Source organism: Brevundimonas sp. LM2, assembly GCF_002002865.1.
Taxonomy (GTDB): Bacteria; Pseudomonadota; Alphaproteobacteria; order Caulobacterales; family Caulobacteraceae; genus Brevundimonas.
Window position 1 is genome coordinate 3315696 of record NZ_CP019508.1, and the last position, 23679, is coordinate 3339374.

General features: G+C 64.8%; 24 protein-coding genes and 1 pseudogene. 15 read left to right on the forward strand and 10 right to left on the reverse strand.

The genetic code is table 11. The features are described from left to right. Window positions 1-31 precede the first annotated feature (31 nt). Entirely contained in the window at window positions 32-958 is a 927-nt protein-coding gene (locus BZG35_RS16330) for a LysR family transcriptional regulator (protein ID WP_077357289.1), read from the reverse strand. 93 nt (window positions 959-1051) lie between these two features. Here BZG35_RS16330 and BZG35_RS16335 point away from each other — a divergent pair, with 93 nt between their 5' ends. The 3 genes and pseudogenes from BZG35_RS16335 to BZG35_RS16345 all read left to right on the forward strand — a co-directional run bounded on the left by BZG35_RS16335 (window position 1052) and on the right by BZG35_RS16345 (window position 3127). Continuing rightward, window positions 1052-1813, forward strand: a complete 762-nt coding sequence (locus tag BZG35_RS16335) for an SDR family NAD(P)-dependent oxidoreductase (RefSeq protein WP_077357291.1) — start codon at window positions 1052-1054, stop codon at window positions 1811-1813. 63 nt (window positions 1814-1876) lie between these two features. After that, a pseudogene (locus BZG35_RS16340) lies at window positions 1877-2625 on the forward strand (SDR family oxidoreductase). Between the two features lie 112 nt (window positions 2626-2737). Further along, window positions 2738-3127 (forward strand): nuclear transport factor 2 family protein, encoded by a 390-nt coding sequence (locus BZG35_RS16345; protein WP_150126076.1) that lies wholly within the window; start codon window positions 2738-2740, stop codon window positions 3125-3127. On the opposite strand, the gene BZG35_RS16350 is transcribed toward BZG35_RS16345, so the two are convergent. After that, window positions 3124-4038 carry a LysR family transcriptional regulator gene (locus BZG35_RS16350; protein WP_077357295.1) on the reverse strand — a complete coding sequence of 305 codons (915 nt, stop codon included), beginning with the start codon at window positions 4036-4038 and terminating at the stop codon, window positions 3124-3126. The genes BZG35_RS16345 and BZG35_RS16350 overlap by 4 nt on opposite strands. Before the next feature lie 95 nt (window positions 4039-4133). Here BZG35_RS16350 and BZG35_RS18055 point away from each other — a divergent pair, with 95 nt between their 5' ends. From BZG35_RS18055 to BZG35_RS16365, 3 genes are all read left to right on the forward strand, one after another. Then, window positions 4134-4277 (forward strand): hypothetical protein, encoded by a 144-nt coding sequence (locus BZG35_RS18055; protein ID WP_171981991.1) that lies wholly within the window; start codon window positions 4134-4136, stop codon window positions 4275-4277. 25 nt (window positions 4278-4302) lie between these two features. Beyond that, window positions 4303-4512 carry an aldehyde dehydrogenase family protein gene (locus tag BZG35_RS18060; protein ID WP_171981992.1) on the forward strand — a complete coding sequence of 70 codons (210 nt, stop codon included), beginning with the start codon at window positions 4303-4305 and terminating at the stop codon, window positions 4510-4512. A 175-nt stretch (window positions 4513-4687) separates the two neighbouring features. Then, complete coding sequence (locus BZG35_RS16365; RefSeq protein ID WP_077357299.1) at window positions 4688-5044, forward strand: hypothetical protein; 357 nt, start codon at window positions 4688-4690, stop codon at window positions 5042-5044. Window positions 5045-5065: 21 nt separating this feature from the next. On the opposite strand, the gene BZG35_RS18345 is transcribed toward BZG35_RS16365, so the two are convergent. The 3 genes from BZG35_RS18345 to BZG35_RS18355 are packed head-to-tail and all read right to left on the reverse strand — an operon-like array spanning window position 5066 to window position 5952. Then, window positions 5066-5287, reverse strand: coding sequence for a hypothetical protein (locus BZG35_RS18345; RefSeq protein ID WP_256364119.1), 222 nt, complete (start codon window positions 5285-5287; stop codon window positions 5066-5068). After that, complete coding sequence (locus tag BZG35_RS18350; protein ID WP_371454817.1) at window positions 5251-5496, reverse strand: molybdopterin cofactor-binding domain-containing protein; 246 nt, start codon at window positions 5494-5496, stop codon at window positions 5251-5253. Before BZG35_RS18350 ends, BZG35_RS18345 begins: the two co-directional genes overlap by 37 nt. 33 nt (window positions 5497-5529) lie before the next feature. After that, window positions 5530-5952: a LysR family transcriptional regulator gene (locus BZG35_RS18355; protein ID WP_077357301.1), complete on the reverse strand. Its 423-nt coding sequence runs from the start codon at window positions 5950-5952 to the stop codon at window positions 5530-5532. Window positions 5953-6047: 95 nt separating this feature from the next. Here BZG35_RS18355 and BZG35_RS16380 point away from each other — a divergent pair, with 95 nt between their 5' ends. After that, on the forward strand, window positions 6048-7541 hold the full coding sequence (locus tag BZG35_RS16380) for an aldehyde dehydrogenase family protein (RefSeq protein WP_077357303.1): 1494 nt from the start codon (window positions 6048-6050) through the stop codon (window positions 7539-7541). A gap of 88 nt (window positions 7542-7629) precedes the next feature. After that, window positions 7630-8733, forward strand: coding sequence for an aldo/keto reductase (locus tag BZG35_RS16385; protein ID WP_077357305.1), 1104 nt, complete (start codon window positions 7630-7632; stop codon window positions 8731-8733). A 115-nt stretch (window positions 8734-8848) separates the two neighbouring features. On the opposite strand, the gene BZG35_RS16390 is transcribed toward BZG35_RS16385, so the two are convergent. The 4 genes from BZG35_RS16390 to BZG35_RS16405 form a co-directional block, all read right to left on the reverse strand. Continuing rightward, window positions 8849-9703, reverse strand: a complete 855-nt coding sequence (locus BZG35_RS16390) for a winged helix-turn-helix domain-containing protein (RefSeq protein WP_077357307.1) — start codon at window positions 9701-9703, stop codon at window positions 8849-8851. Next, a complete protein-coding gene (locus BZG35_RS16395; protein ID WP_077357309.1) occupies window positions 9700-10332 on the reverse strand; it encodes an isoprenylcysteine carboxylmethyltransferase family protein in 633 nt (210 codons plus the stop codon). The genes BZG35_RS16390 and BZG35_RS16395 overlap by 4 nt, the downstream gene beginning before the upstream one ends. Next, the gene (locus BZG35_RS18065) at window positions 10329-10799 is read right to left on the reverse strand and encodes a DoxX family protein (RefSeq protein WP_171981993.1); all 471 of its coding nucleotides are present in this window, start codon (window positions 10797-10799) and stop codon (window positions 10329-10331) included. The genes BZG35_RS16395 and BZG35_RS18065 overlap by 4 nt, the downstream gene beginning before the upstream one ends. A gap of 97 nt (window positions 10800-10896) precedes the next feature. After that, window positions 10897-11682: a DUF3313 family protein gene (locus BZG35_RS16405; RefSeq protein WP_171981994.1), complete on the reverse strand. Its 786-nt coding sequence runs from the start codon at window positions 11680-11682 to the stop codon at window positions 10897-10899. 266 nt (window positions 11683-11948) lie between these two features. Here BZG35_RS16405 and BZG35_RS16410 point away from each other — a divergent pair, with 266 nt between their 5' ends. The 5 genes from BZG35_RS16410 (at window position 11949) to BZG35_RS16430 (ending at window position 18142) form a co-directional block, all read left to right on the forward strand. Continuing rightward, window positions 11949-12470: a sigma-70 family RNA polymerase sigma factor gene (locus BZG35_RS16410; RefSeq protein WP_077357315.1), complete on the forward strand. Its 522-nt coding sequence runs from the start codon at window positions 11949-11951 to the stop codon at window positions 12468-12470. 91 nt (window positions 12471-12561) lie between these two features. Then, window positions 12562-13530, forward strand: a complete 969-nt coding sequence (locus BZG35_RS16415) for a FecR domain-containing protein (RefSeq protein ID WP_077357317.1) — start codon at window positions 12562-12564, stop codon at window positions 13528-13530. A gap of 121 nt (window positions 13531-13651) precedes the next feature. After that, complete coding sequence (locus BZG35_RS16420; RefSeq protein WP_171981995.1) at window positions 13652-15952, forward strand: TonB-dependent receptor; 2301 nt, start codon at window positions 13652-13654, stop codon at window positions 15950-15952. Window positions 15953-16775: 823 nt separating this feature from the next. Continuing rightward, window positions 16776-17471, forward strand: coding sequence for a hypothetical protein (locus tag BZG35_RS16425; RefSeq protein WP_077357321.1), 696 nt, complete (start codon window positions 16776-16778; stop codon window positions 17469-17471). Beyond that, on the forward strand, window positions 17471-18142 hold the full coding sequence (locus BZG35_RS16430; protein ID WP_077357323.1) for a hypothetical protein: 672 nt from the start codon (window positions 17471-17473) through the stop codon (window positions 18140-18142). Before BZG35_RS16425 ends, BZG35_RS16430 begins: the two co-directional genes overlap by 1 nt. Window positions 18143-18396: 254 nt before the next feature. Here the strand turns inward: BZG35_RS16430 and BZG35_RS16435 are convergent, their stop codons facing one another. Then, a complete protein-coding gene (locus BZG35_RS16435; protein ID WP_253189207.1) occupies window positions 18397-19461 on the reverse strand; it encodes an alpha/beta hydrolase in 1065 nt (354 codons plus the stop codon). A 148-nt stretch (window positions 19462-19609) separates the two neighbouring features. On the opposite strand from BZG35_RS16435, the gene BZG35_RS16440 reads away from it, so the two are divergent. Both BZG35_RS16440 and BZG35_RS16445 read left to right on the forward strand, forming a co-directional pair. Then, complete coding sequence (locus tag BZG35_RS16440; RefSeq protein WP_077358223.1) at window positions 19610-20482, forward strand: LysR family transcriptional regulator; 873 nt, start codon at window positions 19610-19612, stop codon at window positions 20480-20482. 397 nt (window positions 20483-20879) lie between these two features. Continuing rightward, complete coding sequence (locus BZG35_RS16445; RefSeq protein WP_077357325.1) at window positions 20880-23678, forward strand: TonB-dependent receptor; 2799 nt, start codon at window positions 20880-20882, stop codon at window positions 23676-23678. Window position 23679 lies beyond the last annotated feature (1 nt).

The window sequence follows — 23679 nt, forward strand, 5'->3', positions numbered from 1 at the left end:
GCCTGCGGCACGCTATTGCGAACGCTCGGATTCAGGCCGGCGTGGAGTCCTGCTGGTGGATCCAGCCACGGCTGGCATTGAAATCCACGAATGCGCGCAGCGGAGCCGGAAGGTATCGCCGGCCCGGATAATACAGATACGGCCCGGCGAACGTTGGCCACCATGGCTGCAGGATCGGCTCCAACGATCCGTCGCTCAGATGAGGCGTCAGCCAGTCTTCAAACAGCTGAATGACCCCCAGACCTTTCACGGCGGCGTCGACGGCCAGGTCGATGCAGCCCGCGCTTACGACGAGCGGACCCGTGGGGTCGATCCGCACGGTTTCCCCGTCCCGTTCATAGTCCCAGCGCGTCAGCGCTCCACTGGAGAACCTCCCCGAAAGACAGGCATGCTGTAGCAAATCACGGGGATGGTCCGGCCGTCCGTGTCGATCGAGATAGGCGGGAGAGCCCGCCGTCGCGAACCGCTGTCGGCGCGGGCCGATCGGCACCGCGATCATGTCCATCTCCAGTCGCTCCTCATACCGTATGCCCGCATCGCAGCCGGCGGCCAGGACGTCCACGAAAGCGGCGTCCGCTACGACTTCCAGGCGGATGTCCGGGTGGGCCTCGAGGAACGCCGGGACGATGTAGGGCAGAACCAGACGCGCGGCGTTCAGGGGGACGTGTAGTTTGAGGGTGCCGCTCGGCGTGTCGCGATAGCCGTTGACCACGTCGATTGCGGACTCGACCTCGCTGAGCGCGGGTCCGAGCCGCTCGAGCAGGCGGGCGCCCGCTTCGGTCGGGGCCACGCTGCGTGTCGTGCGATTGAGCAGACGCACCCCCAAACGGGTCTCCAGTCGCCGCACCCCTTCGCTGAGACCGGACGCGCTCACGCCGGATGCCCGCGCCGCCTCGCGAAAACCTCGTGCGCGCGCGACTGCGACGAAGGCCGTCAGATCCCCAATGTCAGTGGCCATTGTGCGAAACTACGAACAACCTGTGCCGACTTCAATGGATTATCGTGCGCCGACCTCGGGTGCATAGGGTTGCGGACAGCAAGGAGTTGCCCAATGATCGATACCCCCCGCATCGCCATCATAACCGGCGGCAGCCGCGGCCTGGGCCGCAATACTGTTCTCAATCTCGCGCGGCGCGGCGTTCACGTGATCCTCACCTACAACTGCAGCCTTGGGGAGGCGAACACGGTCGTCGCGGGCGCTGGCGAGGCCGGAACCGAGGCTGTCGCCCTGAGGCTCGACATGGGCGATGTCTCGTCCTTCGCCGCCTTCGCGGACAGCGTGCGGGCGGTGCTCGTCCGCCTGGGCGCCGAGCGGTTCGACTACCTCGTCAACAACGCCGGCATCTCGCATCACAACAGCTTCACAGCGACCACGGAAGCCGAGCTGGATGCGCTCTACAACGTCAACTTCAAGGGGGTCTTCTTCCTGACCCAGACCCTGCTGCCCCTGATGAATGACGGCGGGCGCATCGTGAACATCTCCTCGGGCCTGACCCGCTTCACCACCCCCGACACCATCCCCTACGCGTCGCTCAAGGGCGCCATCGAGGTCTTCACCCATTATCTCGCCAAGGACCTGGGTCCACGCGGCATCACGGTCAACGCCGTGGCTCCCGGCGCCATCCAGACCGACTTCAGCGGCGGCACGGTGCGCGACAACCCGGAGGTCAATGCCTTCGTGTCCTCCATCACCGCGCTGGGCCGTCCGGGCGTTCCGGACGACATTGGTCCGATGATCGCGTCTCTCTTGTCGGACAACAACCGCTGGGTGACCGGCCAGCGCATCGAGGTCTCCGGCGGGATGAACCTCTAGGCGGATTTGAACTAACAACCTCGTCCCCCCCCCCCGCAAAGGGCGCCGACAGGGAGCAAAACCATGACAGACCTGACAGGCAAGGTCGCCTTGATCACCGGCTCGGCGCGTGGACTCGGCAAGGGCATCGCCGAGCGCTACGGCCGCCTTGGCGCAAGCGTGGTCGTCAACTACGCCGGCAGCGAAGAGGCCGGGCAGGACACCGTGCGTCGCATCGAGGACAGCGGCGGCCGGGCCATCGCGGTCCAGGCCGACGTCTCGAAACTGGCCGACATAGACCGGTTGTTCGACGCCGGGCTGCGCGCCTTCGGGCGGCTCGACATCATCGTCGCCAACGCCGGCGTCGAACTGCCGGGCCGGGCCGCCGTGGAGTTTGACGAGGCGGACTTCGACCGCCTGTTCGCGGTCAACACCAAGGGTGCCATCTTCACGATGCAACGGGCGGCCCGCGACGTCGCCGACAACGGCCGGATCATCCATGTGGGATCGAGCACGACGGCCTTTCCATGCCCGGCCACGCCCTCTATGGCAGCAGCAAGATGGCGGCCCGGTTCTTCGTCGAAGTCCTGGCCAAGGAGATCGGGGTCAGAGGGGTCACAGTGAACTCGATCCTGCCGACGGCGACGGATGGCGCAGGCGTTTCCACCAATGGTCCACGTCCGCAGGTCCAGGCCTTCATCGCGGCGAACAATCCCATGGGCCGGATGGGCAGCATAGAGGATACGTCCAATGCCGCCGAATATCTGGCGAGCGATCTCTCCAGCTATGTCAGTGGCCAACACCTGCTTCTCAGTGGCGGCGCTCCGGCCTGAGTCGTCTGAGCCCCATCGCTATCCGAACCTTGGACGGTTCGGATAGCGAACCCGGCACTGTAAGGTCGCGATCACGACGTCGAGCAGACATCCGATTCACCTGGAAAACGCCATGACCATCCAGCATCTTTGCACCGACTATCTCGCGGCCTTGAACGCCGGCGATCTTGAAGCGGTCCTGCGATTGTTCTCCGACGACGCCGTCGTCGTCTCTCCACTTTATGAGACCAGGCCAGCGGCGACCTTCTTCCAAGGTCTCTTCGCCGACACGTCGGCCTCCAACACGACCCTTCTGAATGTCTTCGACCGCTCCGCCGATTCCGGCGCGATCGCGCTGCATTTCCGCTACGTCTGGACGTTGAGCAGCGGGACGATCGTCGAGTTCGAATGCGTCGACATCTTCGAGCTCAGCGCCAGTCAGGATCGCTTCACCAAGCTCACCATCATTTACGACACCGCGCCCCTGCGAGCCGATTTCGAGGCCTCCCGGCAAGCGCGCTAGGGCTTGGAACGCGACGATCTTACCGGATGACGGAGGCTTTCTATGAACCGGGCCAGTGCCGGTGGGTTCTGTCTTCGGCTGGGATAGTAGAGGTCGTAGCCTGGAAGATTGACCGTCGATCGGCTGAGGACCTCAATGAGTTCGCCGGTTGCGATGTGAGGGGCCGCGAAGTCCCTGAAGACATAGGCGACACCCTGACCCGCAAGGGCCGAAGCAAGCACCAGATCGCTGTCGTTGAACGAAAGTGGACCGCTCATCCGCAACTGGAAAAAGCGACCATCCTGCTGGAAGGCCCAAGGGTAAGATCCCCGGCCGCCGGGCCGCCGGTGAACGATGCAGTCGTGGCCATCGAGATCCTTCGGTGTTTCCAGCGGCGACCGGGGGGCCAGATAGGCCGGCGACGCCACGACCACGACCTCGATTTCCGGACCGATTCGTACCGCCAGCATGTCCTTGTCGACGCTGCCACTGAACCGGACCCCCGCATCGTAGCCGTTCGCGACAATGTCCGACAGGGCGTCGTCCACGTCCAGCTCGATGCGGATGTCCGGATAGCGTCTCATGAACTCGGGCAGCATCGGGAGGATGACCGAGGTGATGGCGTGTTTGACCGCCGTGACACGGATCGAGCCCGCCGGCGTGTCGCGTGAACTTCTTAGGGACACGACCGCGCTGTCGATATCGGCCAGCGCCGGCCGCAGGCTCAGCAGGAGCCGTTCGCCCGCATCGGTCGTCGTCACGCTGCGCGTCGTCCGCGTCAGCAACCGAACGCCGAGGCGCTCCTCGAGGCCGCGCATGGCATGGCTGAGAGCGGACGGCGAAGAGCCGAGCTTCTCGGCCGCTCTTGTAAAGCTCCGGGCATCGGCAACTGCCGCGAAGGCGCTCAGATCGTTGAGACTGTCGCGCGCCATTTTGAAATTATCCTCACAGGACCATGTCGATAATAGCATCTTATCCTGGGAATGGGCCGAGCGCATCTTGAGGCCTGCAATCAAGGAAACTCGACATGAGCCATATCGAAATCGACCCGGCCCTCGCCGCCCTTGACATCGCCAAGGGCTTTTTGTCCGGCGGGCCCAAAAGCCTCTTCATCGACGGCGACTGGGTCACCGCACGATCGGGTGAGACCTTCGAGGTCATCGACTCATGACGGAAGAGGTCTTGGCACATGTGCCTTGGCGGACGCCGCCGACATCGACCTCGCCGTCGAAGCGGCGCATCGCGCGTTTGTAGACCCTAGCTGGGCGAACATCACGCCGGCGGCCCGAGCCCGCTGTCTCCTGAAGATCGCCGATCTGATAGATGAGAACATCGAGGAACTGGCCACCCTGCAGTCGCTGGAGATGGGCGGCTCCTGCGCGCCGACGATTGGGACAACCAGATAATGTTCTTCCGCGCGCAAGGCTACCGCGTGCTCGCTCCACGATCGCCGCGGCCATGGCGATGGCCGGTCCAGCCGGACCTGGACGGGCAACGAGATGGACACGTACGCCGCGGACGTGGCGGCGCTGACCCAGGCGTTGAACCTGCACGACGCCGGACGACCTCCACGGTCATCTCATGGTCGCCTATAAGGCGTCGGGCACCGGCAAGCCCTATCCGCTGGAGTTCGGGGACGGCCCGCAGCTGCCCGAAATCCCCCTGCCCTACAAGATTGTGGTGCGGGAAGCCGAGATCTATACGGCCGGCCGGGCGGGCCGGGCTCGGCCTGATCCAGATTCCGCGTTACCGGGTTGTCCGCGAGATCGCGGCGGGCGCCTTGGTCCCGGTACTCGCCGCGTCGCCCCCCCACCGATGCCGGTCTACGTCCTCTATCCCCAAAACAGGCATCTCTCATCGCGCCTGCGCGTCTTCGTCGACTGGATCGCCGAGGTCTTCAAGATCGCGGCTCCCGACAGGCCCGGGCCGGTCGACTGAAGGATCGATCAGAACATGACCTTATCGGGCGATCGCCGGCAGGCGGTCCAGATACTTGTCCAGGGTCAGCGGATAGTCCCGAATCCGGACGCCCGTCGCGTTGTAGACCGCGTTAGCGATGGCCGCCCCGACGCCGCTGAGTCCGAGTTCGCCGACCCCCTTGGCCTTCATCGGCGAGGATTTGTCGTCAACCTCGTCCAGGAAGATCACCTCCTGATGCGGGATGTCGGCGTGGACGGGCACCTCGTAGCCGGCCAGGTCGTGGTTGACGAAGAAGCCGTGCCGCGTTCGACAGCCAGTTCCTCCATCAAGGCCGCGCCCATGCCCATGGTCATGGCGCCGATGACTTGGGTGCGGGCGGCCTTGGGGTTGAGGATGCGACCGGCCGCGCACTCCGCCAGCATGCGCCGGATGCGCGTCTCGCCCGTGTAGCTGTTGACGCCCACTTCCACGAAGTGGCCCGCGAAGGTCGACTGCTGAAATTCTCACCCCGGTCGCCGAACTCGATGAAGTCCTCCGCGACCAGCCAGTTCGATCCGGATGTCCGGATAGCGCCTCATGAACTCGGGCAGCATCGGGAGGATGACCGAAGTGATGGCGTGTTTGACCGCCGTGACGCGGATCGAGCCCGCCGGCGTGTCGCGTGAACTTCTTAGGGACACGACCGCGCTGTCGATATCGGCCAGCGCCGGCCGCAGGCTCAGCAGGAGGCGCTCGCCCGCATCGGTCGTCGTCACGCTACGCGTTCTCCGCGTCAGGAGCCGCACGCCAAGGCGCTCCTCGAGGCCCCGCATGGCATGGCTGAGAGCCGACGGCGAGGAACCGAGCCTTTCGGCGGCACGTGTGAAACTCCGAGCGTCGGCGAGGGCCGCGAAGGTACTCAGATCGTTGAGATTGTCGCGGGTCATTGCTGAGAATTTCTCACAGGGTCATGTCTATAACCACGCCTTATCATCGGAATGGGTTGAGCACATCTTGAGGTCTGCAATCAAGGGTGCTCGACATGAGCCATATCGAAATCGACCCTGCCCTCGCCGCCCTGGACATCGCCAAGGGCTTCTTGTCCGGTGGGCCGAAACGCCTCCTCATCGACGGCGACTGGGTCGCCGCACGATCGGGTGAGACCTTCGAAGTCATCAACCCCACCACGGAAGAGGTTCTGGCCGAGGTCGCCCTCGCGGATGCCGCCGACATCGATCTGGCCGTTGAAGCGGCGCATCGCGCGTTTCACGACCCCCACTGGGCCAACATCACGCCGGCGGCGCGCGCCCGCTATCTGCTGAAGATCGCGGATCTCATGGATGAGAACATTGAGGAGCTGGCCACCCTGCAGTCCCTCGAGATGGGAGCAGTCGTTCGCGAGACCCGTCTGATGACGTCGATGATGTCGGATGTTTTCCGCTACTACGCGGGCTGGACGACCAAGATGTTCGGCCACACCAATCCGTCCGACGGAAGCGTGTTCAACTATACGCTTCGCGAACCCCTGGGCGTTGTCGCCGCCATCATTCCCTGGAACGGACCGATCCTGGCCGCGACCTGGAAGCTCGCGCCGGCCCTGGCCTGCGGCAACACCGTCGTGATGAAGCCTGCCGAGGTCGCGCCCCTCGTCGTTCTTCGTCTCGCCGAACTGATCCAGGAGGCGGGCGTTCCCGCCGGCGTCGTCAACATGGTCCCGGGCTACGGCAAGGGTGCGGGAGAGGCGCTGATCAACCACCCTCTGGTCGCCAAGCTCGCCTTCACCGGATCCACCGAGACCGGCAAGCATCTGATGGAGGTGGCGTCGCGGACCATGAAGAAGGTTGGACTGGAGCTCGGCGGCAAGTCGCCGACGATCGTCTTCGACGACGCCGACCTCGACAAGGCGGCGGCCCTGGCGGCCTACGGGTTCGCCGGCAACACCGGGCAGATGTGTGTCGCGGGATCACGCATTCTGGTTCAGGACGGGGTCTACGATGCCTTCGCCGCCAAGCTGACGGCGGCTGTCGGCGCGATGGCGCCCGGGTCCCCCTTCCATGAGGCCTCAGCGCTCGGCCCCCTGGCGTCGAAGGCCCAGTATGACCGTGTGAACGGCTACCTCGCGCTGGCTGAACAGGAGGGTGCGCGCAGGATAACGCCGGATCGAACTCTCAGCGACAAGGGCTATTTCATCGCGCCGACGATCTACGCCGATGTGACGCCGGACATGCGGATCGTCCGTGAGGAAATTTTCGGGCCCGTCGCAGTCCTGATCCGATTCACCGACGAGGCTGACGCGGTGGCCAAGGGCAACGACACGGAGTTCGGCCTTACCGCCACCGTTTGGACCGCCGAGGCCGGTCGAGCGACCCGGATGGCGCGGGCTCTGAAGGCCGGGACCGTGTGGGTCAACACCATGTTTAATCTCGACGCGGCCTCGCCCTTCGGGGGGTACAAATCCTCCGGGACTGGTCGCGAGCTCGGCCCGGAGTCGATCGACGCCTATACCCAGATCAAGTCGGTCTACGTCGGCCTCTAGGACGCCGTCCGACACGCAATTCCCCGACGCTGTCCGGCCGCGCCACTCTACCGGACAGCGTCGTTTCCTTTCAGACAGGACCTAACCCATGACCCTCACAGCCTTCCGGACCCTCGGTCGCTCCGGCCTGGTCATCAGCCCCATGGCTCTCGGGGCCATGACGTTCGGTACCCAGGGCTGGGGGACTGACGAGACCGGCTCACGGGCGATCTTCGACGCCTATGTCGAGGCGGGCGGCAATTTCATCGATACCGCCGACGTCTATTCTGGCGGCCAGAGCGAGCGCTTGGTCGGCCGGTTCGTCAAGGACGCCGGGCTCAGCGATCGGATCGTGGTCGCGACAAAGTCAGGGTTCGGAACGAGCAACCATCCGCACTCGGGCGGCAATGGAGCCAAACATGTACGGGCGGCCGTCGAGGGATCACTCAAACGTCTGGGGATGGACGCCATCGACCTCTACTGGGTCCACGTCTGGGATATGGTCACCCCCGCAGAGGAACTCCTCGAAACGCTGTCTGGCCTGATCCACTCAGGAAAGATCCGATACTATGGTCTGTCCAATGTGCCGGCCTGGTATGCGGCCCAGCTTGCGACCCTCGCCAAGGTCCATGGCATGCCGGGACCTGTCGCCGTCCAGTTCGAATACTCGCTGGTCGAACGCGGCGTGGAGGCCGAGCTAATCCCTGTGGCCGAGGTCTTCGGCATGGGCCTTGTTCCGTGGTCCCCGCTCGGCGGCGGCTTCCTGACCGGCAAGTACAGCCGGGACGACTCTGCCAACAGGTCCGGCAAGTCCGTCCCGTCTCTGCCCGACGGCAAGGCCCGGGAATCGTCGGGCGGCACCGGCCGTCTGTCGGGCTCCAACCCCTTCGGCGACAGCAAGTTCACCGACAGGAACTGGTCCGTTCTGGAGGCGGTCAAGGCCGTGGCCAGGGAGGTCGACGTCACACCGGCGCAAGTCGCGCTGGCGTGGCTCAGCGCACGGCGTCCCGTAGACGCGATCCTGATTGGGGCCAGCCGTCCGTCACAAGTGGCAGACAACGCCGAAGCCCTGGCGGTTTCGTTGAGCGCCGATCAGACCCGACGTCTCGACGCGGCCAGCGAACCGCAACCGTCCTATCCGAGCACCCTGTTTACGCCCTTCGTAAACCGGCTTGTGTTCGGCGGAGCTGAGGTGAAAGCATCGGGCCGGTAGATCGGACCAGGAGATCGGCCGACACTTCGCGGCCGGCGGGCCACTGTCGGCGCGTGCCACGCAGGCGACAGCGGGGAGCGATGGACCAGTCCGGGCGAACTTACGCCTATCGGCACTATCCGACCTGAGGTCTCGAGACGATCGAGATCGCTTCGGCCTTCGCCCTAAGTCGCTCTTGATCCTCCGGTCTCGGAACGAAGACATGGGGCGCTGGAATGCTCTCCGTCGAGAAGGACGGGTTCCAGAACAGCGCATAGCCGATGCCCCTGACATTCTCGATGAACACCCCGCTTCGGTTCTCCCGCAGCTTTGCTCTGAGCCGGCTTATGTGCACCGGGATGAAATTCGTCGCGCTTCTCGGTTTCGCCTGAAACACGACGTTCTCGATCATGCGGGAGCTGACGACTTCTCCGGCATGCAGCATCAGCAGCGACATTATCGCCCCCTGGACCCTGGTCAGGTGAAGGCCGTGGCCTCGGTAGACGAACGCGGACGGCTCGAGCTTCAAGGTGAAGTCTCCCCACCGGACAGCGACTTCCCGAGGGGGCGAAGACGCTCCCAAGTGCTGGCGGATCCGAATCCGGCAATCCAGAAGACCGAGCACCAACTCCGACGCCAGCTTCGTGGGACGCACCCCTTGTCGGGCATAGACCGAAGGACGGAACAGCGGCACGATCGGCGTCCCGAAGGTTTGTCGCAAAGATGATGATACGTCCGATTGCGTCGTTTTCATCGCGCCCAGGACAATCAGGTCAGCGTGAAACTCGCGCGCAGACGTTTCGAAATCAGTGCCCTTGGCCAAAGCCACAACCCGCCATGAGGGCGTTTGCAGACTGTGGATCGCTAGCGTGCGAACCTCGGCGTCGTCTTCGAAAACGAGAACCGTCTGTGTGGTCGGATGCTGAACGCCCGGCGTGGCGGCCGCCAAGCGCCGGGGGAAGTCGAAAACATTGTCGAAGAGATCGATCATGGCCAACGCAGCAGGGTCGGGAGCAGGCCGGCTCGCTGTAGGGCCCCGATCCCCTCGAACAGGGGCCAGGCCGCAAGGAACGGGATGCCGTCGACAAGGGTCCTTAGGAATAGGTCGGGCCGTATGGTGATCTCCTCCGGCGACCGCCACAGGGCCAGGCGCGGCCAGAGGCGCGGGGTCATGCTGCGATAGGCTTCGAACAGCCGCGGCATGGCGTTGGTGAGATAGATTTCCTCGCGCGCGATCAACGGCAGGAAGACCGTCAACGTCGCCACAAGGAAGATCATCGCCAAGGTCAAGTTGCCTGATTGCGCTCCCACGCCGAGTATGCCGATGAAACTGAAGAGGTAGAGTGGATTGCGGCTGATCGAGTAAGGCCCGGTGGTCACCAGCTGTTGGGCCTTGCGTCCCCCGATATAGAGCGAGCACCACGCCCGGCCGATGATGGCGAAGACGATCATGATGAGGCCGAGGTCTTCGATCAGGACGCGAACTGCGCCGTCCTCGCGCCATCGGGATTCCGTGAACACGGCGACGGCCATGACGAGTGCGAGGCCCACGGCGACCGAGCGGCGACGGCGGTGCTGGACCCCGCTCAGCTCTTTCCGGCTCCTGATCGCGGCGCTCATGCGCGATGGTCCGTTCGCTCGGCGGCCGGGCGGCGCCCTGTCAGGACGGTCAGCGCCATAGCGGCCAGCAGAAGATTGGCGACCGCCAGCGACCACTGCATCTCCAGAGCGTGGAAAACGGTCATCACGACCGCCTCGGCGAGCAGGGCCGCCGCCGCAGCGAGCAGGAGCGGCCGGAAAGTCCGCCATGACGCAAGTGGCGAGAGGACCGCGATCGCCATGGCCAGTTCGCCCCATCCAATCGCCTGAACCAGGACCGGGTCCACCCTGGCTGGCCACACGAGAAGGTAGGACAGGGTGTCCAGCGGCTGGCTCAACTTGGCCAACGCTGCGCCGATGTAGAACATCGCCAACCAACCCTGAAGCACCCAGAGAAAGAGGTGGCGGTAGAACCGGCTCAGGCGGACGGATGCGGGCATGGGGGTTCGCGGCGGCGCGAAGCCCGCCGGCCAAAGGTCGAGTGACATGGGAGTTTCCTTGGGAGCGGGAACAACGGGCTCGGCACCACGCCGGCCTTGGGGGAAGCCGAGGAGAAATCGGCAGCCGGCCCGGAACCGTCTGCCGTCAGGGTTCCGGGGAACGTTGACGAGCGCCGTTGCCGGAGGCTTCCGGCGAATAGAGACCGGTCGCCGCGCCGAAGACGAATCCGGCGGCCGTGCGGCCGACATCACGACGGGGGCCGAACTCGGCGCACGGGTCGGGATCCGGGATGTCCTTGACCTCGCGCGTCTCGCTGGAGAAGGCGTCGCCGACCGCGTCGCCCATCGGCTCCGCCATTTGCAATGCATCGCCGACGCGGGACAGGGATCCGGAATCGCGGCCGACATATTGGGCATTGCGAGCCCAGGCGATAGCCGCGATTTGGCGTCCGGTACCGGCCTCCAGCAGTTCGGATTCCACCGCCAGACCGCCCGTGGTCATCGGCGGCCTCAGGCTGACGACCGGCACGAAGAAGCCCGCCGCCGCGCTGACCACCGAACCGATGCGGCCGGTGGGCTGGGCCCTCACGATCGCCGTGCGGATCGTCGCCGTGTTCAAGTCCTGCGTCGGCGCGATCACGAAGCGCTCGCTGACCTCGAAACAGATCTGACGATCGACCTCGCTCAGCACCATGGCCCGCTCATGGTCTGACAGGTTGTCGCCGACCTGGGGCGCGAAAACGGCGGCCTCGAGGTAGACGCTGTGCACGCTGTCGGAAGCCACATCATCGCGGCGCTGGTTCAAGGCGATACCTGGCGTCCGGCCAGCTTTCTCCATGCCATCGTAGGCGCTCAGATATCCGGAACTTGGCGCGGCGGTCGTGTGGCAGGCGGCAAGGCTCGTCGCGCCCAGTAGGGCCGCGATGGTCACGATCCTGGACAGGGCTTGGCCAGTCGGTCCGGACTGCGGGGGGAGTTGAAGGCGTTTTTGCATCGCTATTGCATCTCGAACTGACGTCGCCTTGTCTGGCGCTCGGTCAACGACGTCACCGCCCACCAAACCTCTCAATCGAAAATCGAAAAAACTTCTGCGAAAGCGGAACCTCCCCATTGCGTGGCGTTCCGGCGCGGCGGACAAGGTCCGGCGGGCGCGGCGCCGCTCGCTGTCCAGGGGGCCTCCGACACGTGGCGTCGAGCGTGAAAGACGAACTGCTCGCGGTCTATCTTGAGCGGCGCCCCGCCCTCGTCCGCTCGTTTGCCGCACGGTTGGGGTCGACCGACCGGGCCGAGGACATCGTACAGGACATCTACGTCCGGCTTCAGGCCCTGACCGAGATATCGGCCGCCGAAGTCCAGAAGCCGGTGGCCTTCCTCTATCGCATCGGCGGCAATCTGGTGCTCGACGCGGTGCGACAGAGCAAGCGGACCGCGGTCCGCGATCAGGCCTGGACCGAAACCTCAGGCGAGGTCGTCGGCGGCCTGTCCGTCGCCGACCAGCCCTCGCCGGAGGACGCAGCCTGGGCTCGGCTCAAGCTAGACCAGGTCTCCCGCGCGCTCGAGGACGTTGCGCCCAAGGCCCGCCAGGCCTTCCGCTTGCACCGCATCGACGGCCTGACACACGCCCAGATCGCCGAACGCCTCGGCGTCTCTACTTCATCGGTCGAGAAATACCTCAGCGGCGTGCTCGCCCGCCTTCTCAGGGAGGTCGGCTGGCCATGAGAACGAGATTTCGCCATTTTTCCTTGTGGGTCGTCGACGTTCGTGGCGTCTCCTCATCTGGACGGCGGTCTCCCCGCCGGATCGAAAGCCAATGACCGCTCGCCGCACCTATCCGCAGTCCGTCATCGACCAGGCCTCGGACTGGGTTGTCAGGCTGGGCGGCGACGACGTATCGGACGCCGACTACGAGGGTCTGGCCGCGTGGCTGGATCAGTCGCTGGACCATCGCCCCGCCTTCGATGAAGCACAAGGCCTGTGGGCTTCGCTGGACCAGGATCGCGCCGCGCTCGACGCGGCCCTCGGCCGCGCGGCCGCTCGTGCGGCACCGAGCCGTCCGGCAGCCAGCGGGCGTTGGCTATGGAGCGCGGGAGCTTTGGCAACCGCAGCCGCAGTCTGCGCCGTCATCTTCGGCCCCGCACTGACGTCGCGCCCCGTAACCTATGTCACTGCGCCGGGGGAGCAACGGACCCTGGACCTGCCCGACGGCTCGACCATCGTCATGAACGGCGGCTCGACCCTGTCGGTGCGAATCTCGCGCGAGGCACGCCGTGTCGAGATGGCGGACGCCGAGGCCGCCTTTGACGTCGCCCACGACGCTGACAGACCGTTCCAGGTCACCGTCGGCGAAAGCCGGGTCGAGGTCCTCGGTACGTCCTTCGACGTCCGCCGCGACGCCGGCACCACTCGGGTGGCCGTCACGCGAGGCGTCGTCCGGGTCTCCGATCTCGACGACGCCGCCCGGAACGTCCGGCTGACCGTCGGTCAGGCTGTCACTCGTGCCGACGCCACGGGCGAGCTGGAGGTGACGCGGGGATCGGCGGAGCCGGCAGGCTGGCGAGGCGGCCAGCTCTTCTACAACGACCGCCCCTTGTCGGAGGTGGTCGCCGACCTGAACCGGGCCTATCCGACGCCGATCCGGGTGATTGGCGGCGCGGCGGAAATGCGCTTCAGCGGCGTCATCGCCCTGGACAGCCAGGATGAAACGCTTCGCCGGCTGGAAGCCTTCCTGCCGATCGCCGCCGCCCGCCGCGAGGGCGTCATCGAACTCCGTCCACGCTGACCCCGTCCGAATGAGTCGGCAGATCCGAACCAGACTGATCTGTACCGCGCTCGCATGGCTGCTCGGAGCGGGCGGCGTTCATGCCCAGGAGGCTCGGCGTCTTTCAATCCCCGCGCAGCCGATGACGACGGCGGTCCTGCAGTTGGGAGCCCAGGCGCGCGTGTCCATCGGCGCTCGCGACGCCGACCGCTGCGGTCGGTCCCGTCCCGTGTCCGGAAGCTATAGCGTCGAGACGGCGCTGCGGATGATGCTGGCCGACAGCGGTTGCACGTTCCGGCGGATCGATCGCGGCGCCTATGTGATCCTGGTTCGCCCGCCGACGCCTTCTCCCCGGCTTCGGCGCGTCGGGCCTCCCCAACCTCGGCCCGTGGCCATCAGCACGCTCGACGAAGTCGTCGTGACCGCGACCCGGCGCGAAATTGACCTCGCCGACGCCCCATACTCCCTGTCCGCCGTCGACGGTGTTTCTTTTGACGCGGCTGCTCGCCGCGATACGTCTGCCTTGGCGACCCGGCTGGCGGGCCTGACGGTCACGAACCTCGGCCCCGGCCGCAACAAGCTGTTCGTGCGTGGCCTCGCGGACAGCCCGCTGACCGGCCAGACCCAGGCCATGGTCGGCCTCTATCTCGACGAGACCCGCCTGACCTACGACGCACCTGACCCCGACCTGCGCCTCGTGGATCTGGATCGGGTGGAGTTGCTGCGCGGACCGCAGTCCACCCTCTACGGCGCCGGAACCTTGGGCGGGGTCTTGAAGCTGATCAGCCAACGGCCCGTGCTCGACGACTACCAGGCCGAGGTCACCGCCGGCCTGACCTTCGCCGACGATGCTGCGCCCGGACAATCGGTGGACATGGTCGTCAACGTACCTCTGCTCCGCGACCGCCTGGCCATTCGAACGGTTCTGTACGAGGAGACCCTGGAAGGCGTCGTCGACGATGCCGGGTTGGGCCTGTCCAACACAGGCAGAACCCTGCGCCTTGGCCTTCGTCCCTCGATGCTCTGGCGCATCAACGACAACTGGGAAGCGCGGGTCGGCGGGGTGTTTCAGACCCTACATATCGACGACAGCCAATACGGCTTCGAATCTCGGCCCGCTTATGAGCGAAGCCTGTCCCTGCGCGAGCCCAGCAACAACGACTTCAATGGCGTGTCCCTGATGACGGAGGGCGAGTTTGATTGGGGGGTGATCAAGCTCAGCAGCGCCTACCAGGGTCACAATCTGGACCGCCGCTACGACGCGACCACCGCCTTCGTCCGGTTTGGCGGGACCGGGGCACCCTTGGCCTATGATGAGACCGACATCATCCGCGCCTTCGCCATGGAAGCGTCCCTGACGTCCCCTGCGGGGCGACCGGTCAACTGGCTCGTCGGTCTCTACGTCTCCCACTACAGCCACGACCGCACCGGACAGATCGTCGAACCGGATGACGCTCTCGTTCTCTACGACACCCTGAAACAGGACGAGACAAACGAGGCGGCTCTGTTCGGCGAGATCGCTTGGACGCCTCGCGAGCGTATCAAGGTCACCCTCGGCGGCCGCTACTTCAATGCGGCCACGGATTCATCGACGACGGCCCGTCGTCGCGGCCTGCTGTCGGATTCCTATGAAGGCAGACTGGATGACGACGACTTCTCGACCAAGGCGGTGCTGGAATACGCGTTCCGTGACGACGTCCTGGTCTACGCCCAGACCAGCCAAGGCTATCGCATGGGCGGCTTCAACGGCGGCGCTGTGCTAAACGGGGTCTACGGGGAACCGGGGACTGGGTCGCAGCCCTATCGCGCCTTCCAGCCCGACGCCCTGTTCAGCCACGAGATCGGCTTGCGTTGGCGGACTCTGGATCAACGGCTCGCATTGCGGATCGCCGCCTTTCTGGTCGATTGGCGCTCCATCCAGTCTGACCGTGTCTCGCGTGACGGCCTGCCCTTCACCGCCAATATCGGCTCGGCCGACAATACCGGTCTCGAGATCGAAGGCGTCTGGCGCGACGACGACTGGCGGATCGACTTCAACCTGATGGCTAACGATCCGCGCCTGAACGCGGAGGACGACGGTTACCCCTTGGCGACAGACAGCGATCTTCCCGGCGTACCCAGGATCCTGGGCGCGATCAGCGCCCGTCGCGAAGGCGGCTTGTTCGGCCTTCCCGGCTGGATCGGCGGCACGATCGGCTATGTCGGCCCGTCCCGGCAGAGATTTACGCCGACGACGGTCACCGACATGGGCGATTACGTCACGTCTGAGTTGGCCGCAAGCTTGGCGTTCGACAAGTGGTTCGCCACCCTCCGGCTGGACAACCTGTTCGGGGGAGCCGGCGACACCTTCGGCTACGGCAACCCGTTTCTGGTTGAGCGGGAGAGTGTGATAACGCCGCAGAGGCCCCGCAACCTCTCGCTTTCGCTTTCAAGACGCTTCTAAGAACCGCTGAGGGCCAGAAGCGGCATTCGCTGAACGCCGGGAATACGATATTTAGACAAGCAGCCAAGACCAGCTCTTCGGTCTTCCGGTCAAAAGCCGGTCGAGATCTTGAGCCGCTCTTGCTTAAACGGACCGACCTCCGGTCTGGGGCCACAGCGATGGTAGACAGGAGGAGCGATGCGCATGAATGTTTCTCGTCTACAATCCGGAGGTCCTATGCGGCGGCTCATCCTCACGACAGCATTTGCCTCTTTCCTGATTGTAGGCACCGCTGGGGCGGAAACTCCTCAGGACGCTTGGTCGCCTGGCGGGAGCAGCGTGCTGGAGCCGGAGCTGTTTCCCGATGCGTTTCGGGGCCGTTGGGCACCGGACCGAGCAAGCTGTACAGAAAGCGATGGAGTTAATCTCGTTCAAGTCTACGCTAGTGGAGTGGACTATTATGAAAGCGGAGGCCGCCTCATGCGGGTGACACAATCGGGTCAACCGAGATCGATCAGGGTCCAACTCGCTTACGAAGGCGAGGGTCAGTTCTGGGACAGTAACGAAATCTGGACCTTGTCTGCCGATGACAACCGTTTGGGGATTGATGTCGACGGACGAAAGCAGCTGCTCGAGCGGTGCAACTGAAGACTTTACCGGCTCGCGTCATGCGCTTTCAGTTTCGGTCTCTGACGCCAAGGGTCATGTCGGTCACGTCCAGTTCTGATCCTTACCCGCTGCTCACAGGCACCCGCTTAGGACTGCTCACCCCAGGGTCAATCACCGCATTCATCTAACCTTAGGATAAGACCGGTCTGCTGTCGTCCTGGCCGGGGGGTGTCACATGGATTGGCGACTGCTGATTTTGTTGACGGCGATCCCCCTCACGGGATGCGACACCGCGCCGGACTACAGGTTCAAGATGACACCCGAGGTGGAGACCCCGGTCGGCCTTGAGCGCTTCAGCACCGTACGCCAAGTCGTTCAAACCAATGCGCTCATGATTGGCTCCCGCGAGGCACCGGCCTTCTCGCGCGATGTTGAAGGGGAGGCGCTTGCGCTGGCGCTTCCGGAGAGCGCAGACGTCTATGCCCTGTTAGGACCCCCCGGTGACTTCCCCGAGGACGTGGCTCTCCTGACCGACCCCACCCTGCATGGTCTCGATCGCATTCGGGCGCGCATCGAACAGGTCGGCATCTATGACCTCCCGCGCCAGGTCGATCGCGGCGACGATCGAATAAGATCGGGATGGCCGCGCCTGGCGCGCTTCACTCGACCCAACGATCCGACGTCCATCGTCGAACTCGATCCCGATGCCCTCCCCGGCGGTGCCCGGTTAAAACCCATCACGATCGAGATCACCGAAGAGCCCGTCTCGAATGACATCCCGCGTCGGCTCCCATGGCTGGCGGACCGCCGGACAAACTTTTCGAGTGTGCGCTATCCGACGACCGACGCGCTGGCCGTCACCGCCAACCGGGGCATGTTCACGACGGCCTCCCAAGAGGCGCTGGCCCGATCCAGATCGGGAGCGCCATAGTGTATCGACCGAAAGCGAAAGGCATCTGGGCCGCGATCCTTTCGGCGGCCTTGGGGCTGGCCGGCTGCGGACAGGTCCGTGACGGACACGAATTGCGTCTGAAGCACCTCGTCACCATCGCGACCCCGACGGGCGACCAGACCTTCAGCAGCGTCGTGAGCCTTCGCTCCAACCAGGCTTACGGTTACAGTTATGGGGGTGCCGGCTGGGGTGCCATAAGCTGCCGGCTGACAGGGGACGCCGTCCGGGTCGTCACGCAGGATCGCGAGTTCTATTTCCTGCTGTCCCGTCCGGGAACGACGACACCCGCCTGGTATCAGATCGGTCTCATCAAATCGCATTTTGGCTTGCCGAACTACACCAAGGACGCGGCCTGGGTCGGTCAATGGCGCGATCTCGCGCAGAGCGGGCGGTTCGTCGATCTGAAACCCGAGGACTACCCCGCTATCGCGGTCATGCCACGCGATGGCTGGATTGATGAGGCTCGAACCGTTTCCCTGGAGGCTGCAGCCGACGAGGGTCTTCGAATAGTCCAGTATCGCCTTCAGATCACGACTGACCCTGTCGGAACACAGCCTTCCTTCGTTGTGCGGTATCGACCGAGAGAAGGGAACCGCCCCTGGGGCAAAATAGGAAAAGACTACTTCTCAGTCCTCAACGGCACCGCTTGACGCGAGCCCTTCTACCAATATGGCGTGTACTTTTTAATGGGCGGGTTACCGACGAAGAGCCGAATAGCCGGTTGAGCTTCAATGGGTGCGGATCATATAGAAGCGCGGAACTCAGGCACAGAAAGCGGACAACGCCTAGGTCTGGCAGTCGAGTTCGGATCAGATCGAGCGGCTCGACCTGGTGCCGGGCCCCCGCACTCGACCCTCGCATATCCTACCGACACTACTCCTAAAGTTGCAGGCCATGGCTCGGATCATTTGCTCATGCCGAGGCTATTGGGCAATTCCGTCAAGACACCGATCTGGACTAGCCAAGTCTCCACTAGCCCAGGCCAGACCGTGTCGGGCGAGTGGTCGCGTCTCAATGCAAAGGCGTGGCCGCCACGGGCGAACAAGTGAACTTCGCTGGAGACATTCGCTTCATTCAGGGCGCGCGCGTAGAGCGTACTGTTACAGATGGGGTCCACCGGGTCGTCCCACGCTTGGATAAGGAAAGTGGGCGGCGTCCGCTCGGTCACCTGGATGCCAGGATCCAGTGCCCCCCCCCTGCAGAGATGCCCGGGAAAGAAAGCGATAGCGAAATCAGGGCGGCTGCTGACGTCGTCCGTCCCGTCGATCGGGTCGTAGCTGGGGTCGAAGATATTGCTGGTCTGGGCAACGAGATAGCCGCCGGCCGAAAAGCCTATGACGCCGATCTTGTCCGGAGCTATGCCCAGCTCGGCCGCGCGCGCCCTGACGAGCCGGATCGTCCGCTGTGCGTCCTGAAGCGCCCGGGGCGGCTTGGGGTCGATAACGCAGCGACAGTCGGGGTTCCAGTAGTGATTGCTGCCGGGCACCCGATATTTCGACAGGATGCATGTCATGCCCCTCGCGGTGATCCAGTCGCAGATTTCGGTCCCTTCCAGCGTGATCACCACGGCGCGGAAGCCGCCCCCCGGGAAAACGACGACAGCGGCGCCGGTGTTGCGTCCTTTGGGGGGATACACGGTCATGGTCGGACGGCTGACGTTCAGCACGGCTTCGGATCGGTCGCCCCTTAGCGCCTCCGGCGTCTCGGCGACACTCACGGTCTCCAGCGCCGTTGGGGCTCCTCCCATATCCGGGGCTTCTCCCGGCCAGATCGGCTCCTGAACCAGACCGTCGGGTGCCGTCCAGATCCGCTCCGTATCCCCGATAGGCCAGGCGTCGAGTGGAGTGGGCATATCAGTCTTCGCTGCCAGAGTCTGTTGAACCGACGCACGGTGCGTCGTCGCCAGAGCGAGCCCGCCTGCGCCCACAATCATGATCGTAATCACACCGACACTATTCACGAAGCTCATGGCTCACTACCTAGGCTTTGAGTGGATTCGGGTGTCGCGCGACGAGGAGTGCAGATTTTAGGACGCGACGTCGCGACTGAACGCCTTGATGGGCTGGCGGACAATCGATGTTATTAGTGGCGACCCATTCGTAAACCTCATATCGCAAATGCCCCGATCGTCTCTTCCACTCAATGCATTGCGAGCGTTTGAAGCCGCCGCTCGCCATGGAAGCTTCACCAAAGCGGCGATCGAGCTTTGCGTGACCCAGACGGCGATCAGCCACCACGTCAGGTCGCTGGAAGCGCGTCTTGGCGCGGCCATGTTCAAGCGCGTGCCCCGCGGCGTCACGCTGACCGCCGAGGGCGAGGCTCTTCTGCCTCCGCTGAGAGAGTCCTTTGACCGGATCGACGCGCTCCTGGATCGCTTCGACGGCGGAGCCTTGCACGAGGTCCTAACTTTGGGCGTTGTGGGCACTTTCGCGGTCGGCTGGTTGTTGCCGCGACTGCAAGAGTTCCGCGAGCGCTGCCCCCACATCGACCTGCGCCTGTCCACGAACAACAACCATGTTGACCTCGCAGCCGAGGGTCTGGACTATGCGATCCGGTTCGGCGATGGGGCCTGGCACGGCACCCTCGCCGAGGCCCTATTCGACACGCCGCTTGCGGCCCTCTGCTCGCCGCGGGTCGCTGCCGCGCTCCGGGCACCCGAAGACATCCTGCAACAGCCGCTCCTCCGATCGTACAGATCGGACGAATGGGACGCTTGGTTCAACGCAGCGGGTTTGGGCCACCGGCCGTCGCCGATCCGCGGCATGACCTTCGACTCGTCGCTCGCCATGATGGACGCCGCCCTGCAGGACGCAGGAGTCGCTCTGGCTCCGCCATTGATGTTTGAGAGGCATCTCTCGACCGGTGCGATCGTCCAGCCTTTCGACATCCAGGTCCCAAGGGGCGGCTATTGGCTTACCCGCCTGCAGTCTAAGCCGGAGACCGCCGCAATGGCGGAGTTCAGGTCATGGCTGACAAGTTCGCGTCCGTAGGAGGTGCCGCCGTCAGTTATGAAACGCGATCGGTATGACGATTGCCGACCATGGTGGCGAACGTCACTCGTGAGCCTGTCGGCGAGAAGAGACGTGCGGAGGGCATCGGTTCCGCGCTCAAGGGAGGAACTTGCCTGCGAATGCGACTTCCGCTCTTGATGCCTTACCTCCGATCACGGATGGCGGCGGGCCTTCGGGCCTGAGGCCGACGGGGTCGCAATGCACGGGTATCGTCGGGATCCACCACACCGATAGACACCTCCACGGCGCCGTTTGGCTGCGTCATCGGCCAGAATTCACGAGACTGCCGAAATCCCGCAGAGGGACGGTCACAAACAGCGAATATGTCAGTCGCTGACGCGAAGGTCCGATCGACCTTCGAACCTCGGGGGCATTCATGAACACCATCCGCACCGGCTTCGGCCGCCGATCCACCCTGCTCGCCGCCCTGACGGGCGTCAGCCTTCTGGCCCTCGGCACGGCCGCCGAGGCCGGCGACCTGCGCGGCCGGGTCACGGACGCCAACAGCGGCGCCGCCCTGCAGGGCGCGGACATCCGCCTGGTCGAGACCGGTCGCCAGATCGTGGCCGACAGCGCCGGGACCTTCACCGTCACCGGCCTGCCCGCCGGGACCTATACGGTCGTCGCCCGCTACACCGGCTATGCCGACGTCACCCAGCAGGTGGTCGTCGACGAGACCGGCTCGGCCGAGATCAGCCTGCGGCTGGGGGCCGAGCTCGCCGGCACCGAAGTCGGCGAGATCGTCGTCACCGGCACCCGCGCGGCCCAGGCCCGCGCCCTGCAGGTCAAGCGGTCGGCCCCGACGATCATCGAGGCCCTGGCGGCCGACGACGTCGGCAAGCTGCCCGACGCCAACGCGGCCGACGCCGTTCAGCGCCTGCCCGGCGTGTCCATCACCATCGACCAGGGCGAAGGCCGCTATGTCGTCATCCGCGGCGTCGACAGCAATCTGAACAACGTCACGGTCAACGGCCAGATCTTCCCAGGACCCGAAGGCGGTGCGCGGCGCGTGGCGCTGGACACCTTCCCGTCGGACATCATCGCGCGCGTCGAGATCGTCAAGGCGCTGACGCCGGACATGGACCCGAACGCGGTCGGCGGCTCGATCAACCTCGTGACGGCCAGCGCCTTCGACCGGCCCGAGGGCTTCGCCTATGGCTCGGCGACCTACGGCTACAACGAAAAGAGCGGCAACCACCCCTACGGCGGCAACCTGTCGTACGGCAGCCTTTTCGGGCCGGACAACCAGTTCGGCGTCGTCCTGTCGGGCAGCTATTCGCTGCGGGAATATGAATCCGACACGATCGAGGGGGCCGGCTATCGCGCGATCAACGGTCAGATCCTGCCCGACAGCCAGGTGTTCCGCGACTATGCGATCGAGCGCCAGCGCGTCGGCGCGGTGGCCAACTTGGAGTGGCGTCCGAACGACGACCTGCGGCTGTTCGCCAACAACACCTACACCCGCTACGCCGACGACGAAGAGCGCGACACGCTCACGGTCCAGTACGCCCTGGGAACCTTGACACCCAGCACGGCGACGACTTCAGGCACCTATTCCCAGGGTCGCGGCACGGTCGAACTGCGCAGCCGCAAGGTCGTCCAGACCCTCTACAACCTCTCGACCGGCGGCGAATATGTGAACGGCCCGTGGACGCTGAACTTCGACGGCGTCTACGCCAATGCGACCGAGGACACCCCGCGCCGGATCGACTGGGAGTTCCGGTCCGCCGCCAACGCTTTCCCGAACACCTTCGGCCCCTCGGGCCCGTTCATCGACATCCAGTCGCCGAACCTCGCCGACGCCAGCCGCTATCCCTTCCGCCGCGTGCGGCGTCGCACCGACGACGTGCAGGAGGACACCTATTCGTTGGGCTTCGACCTGCGCTACGACCTGGGCCAGTCCTCGGCCTTCCTCAAGGCCGGCACCCGCTATGTCACCCGCGACAAGTCCTGGGATCGCACCAACCAGAATTTCACCGGCGCGACCACGACCTTCCTGCTGTCGAAGGTCTCCGACGTCGGTCCCACCGACTTCCTGGACGGCCGTTTCAACTTCGGGCCGCAGATCAACTACAGCGCGGCCGAGCAGTTCCTGGGCGACAACCTGGCCCGGTTCACGCCCGACGCCGCCACGACCCGGACCGACTCACTTGTCACCGACTTCAACGCTTCGGAAGAGGTCCTGGCCGGTTACGGCATGGGCAACTTCGAGTTCCACGGCGTGACGGTGATCGCCGGTCTGCGGGTCGAACAGACCAACGCCGACTACGAGGCCTACGACCTGCGCACCGGCTCGGTCGGCACCCCGCCGCTGCGGCGCGGCGGCACGGACTACACCAACGTCCTGCCCAGCATCCACCTGCGGGCCGAGCCGATGGACAATCTGTTGATCCGCGCGGCCTGGTCGAACACCATCGGCCGGCCGAACTACACCGATATCGTGCCGCGTCGACAGATCGAGTCGACCCAGATCGCGGCCGGCGTCTTCCGCGGCGCGGGCAGCGAAGGCAATCCCGACCTGGAACCGTTCGAATCGATGAACCTGGATTTTTCGGCCGAATACTACCTGACCCCGGCCGGCATCCTGTCCTTCGGCGCCTTCTACAAGGACATCGACAACCCGGTCTATAACCGCACGGTCGACCAGACGAACGTCACCCTTGACGGCCAGGTCTTCGATCTGCTGAGCATCACCCGGCCGACGAACGCCGACAACGGCAAGATCAAGGGCGTCGAGATCAACTACCAGCAGCAGTTCACCTTCCTGCCGTCGCCCTTCGACGGGTTCGGGTTCTCGGCCAACGGCACCCTGGTGGACAGTGAGGTCGAAGTCTTCGGCCGCACCGGCGACATCCCCTTCTTCCGCCAGTCGGACACCCTGGGCAATGTCGCCCTCTACTATGAGAAATACGGCTTCTCGGCCCGCCTCGCCCTGGCGCACCGCAGCGACTACATCGATGCGCTCAACGCCCCCGGCCTCGACCTGCACGTCGCCGAACGCAACCAGCTGGACTTCAAGGCCTCGTACGAGATCCGCGACGGGCTGGAGATCTTCGGCTCGGTGCTCAACATCAACGATGTGCCGCTCCAGACCTATCTGGGCGACAAGAGCCGGGTCTCGTCGCGGGAAATCTATGGCCTGTCGGCGGCGGCCGGCCTGAACTTCAGGTTCTAGG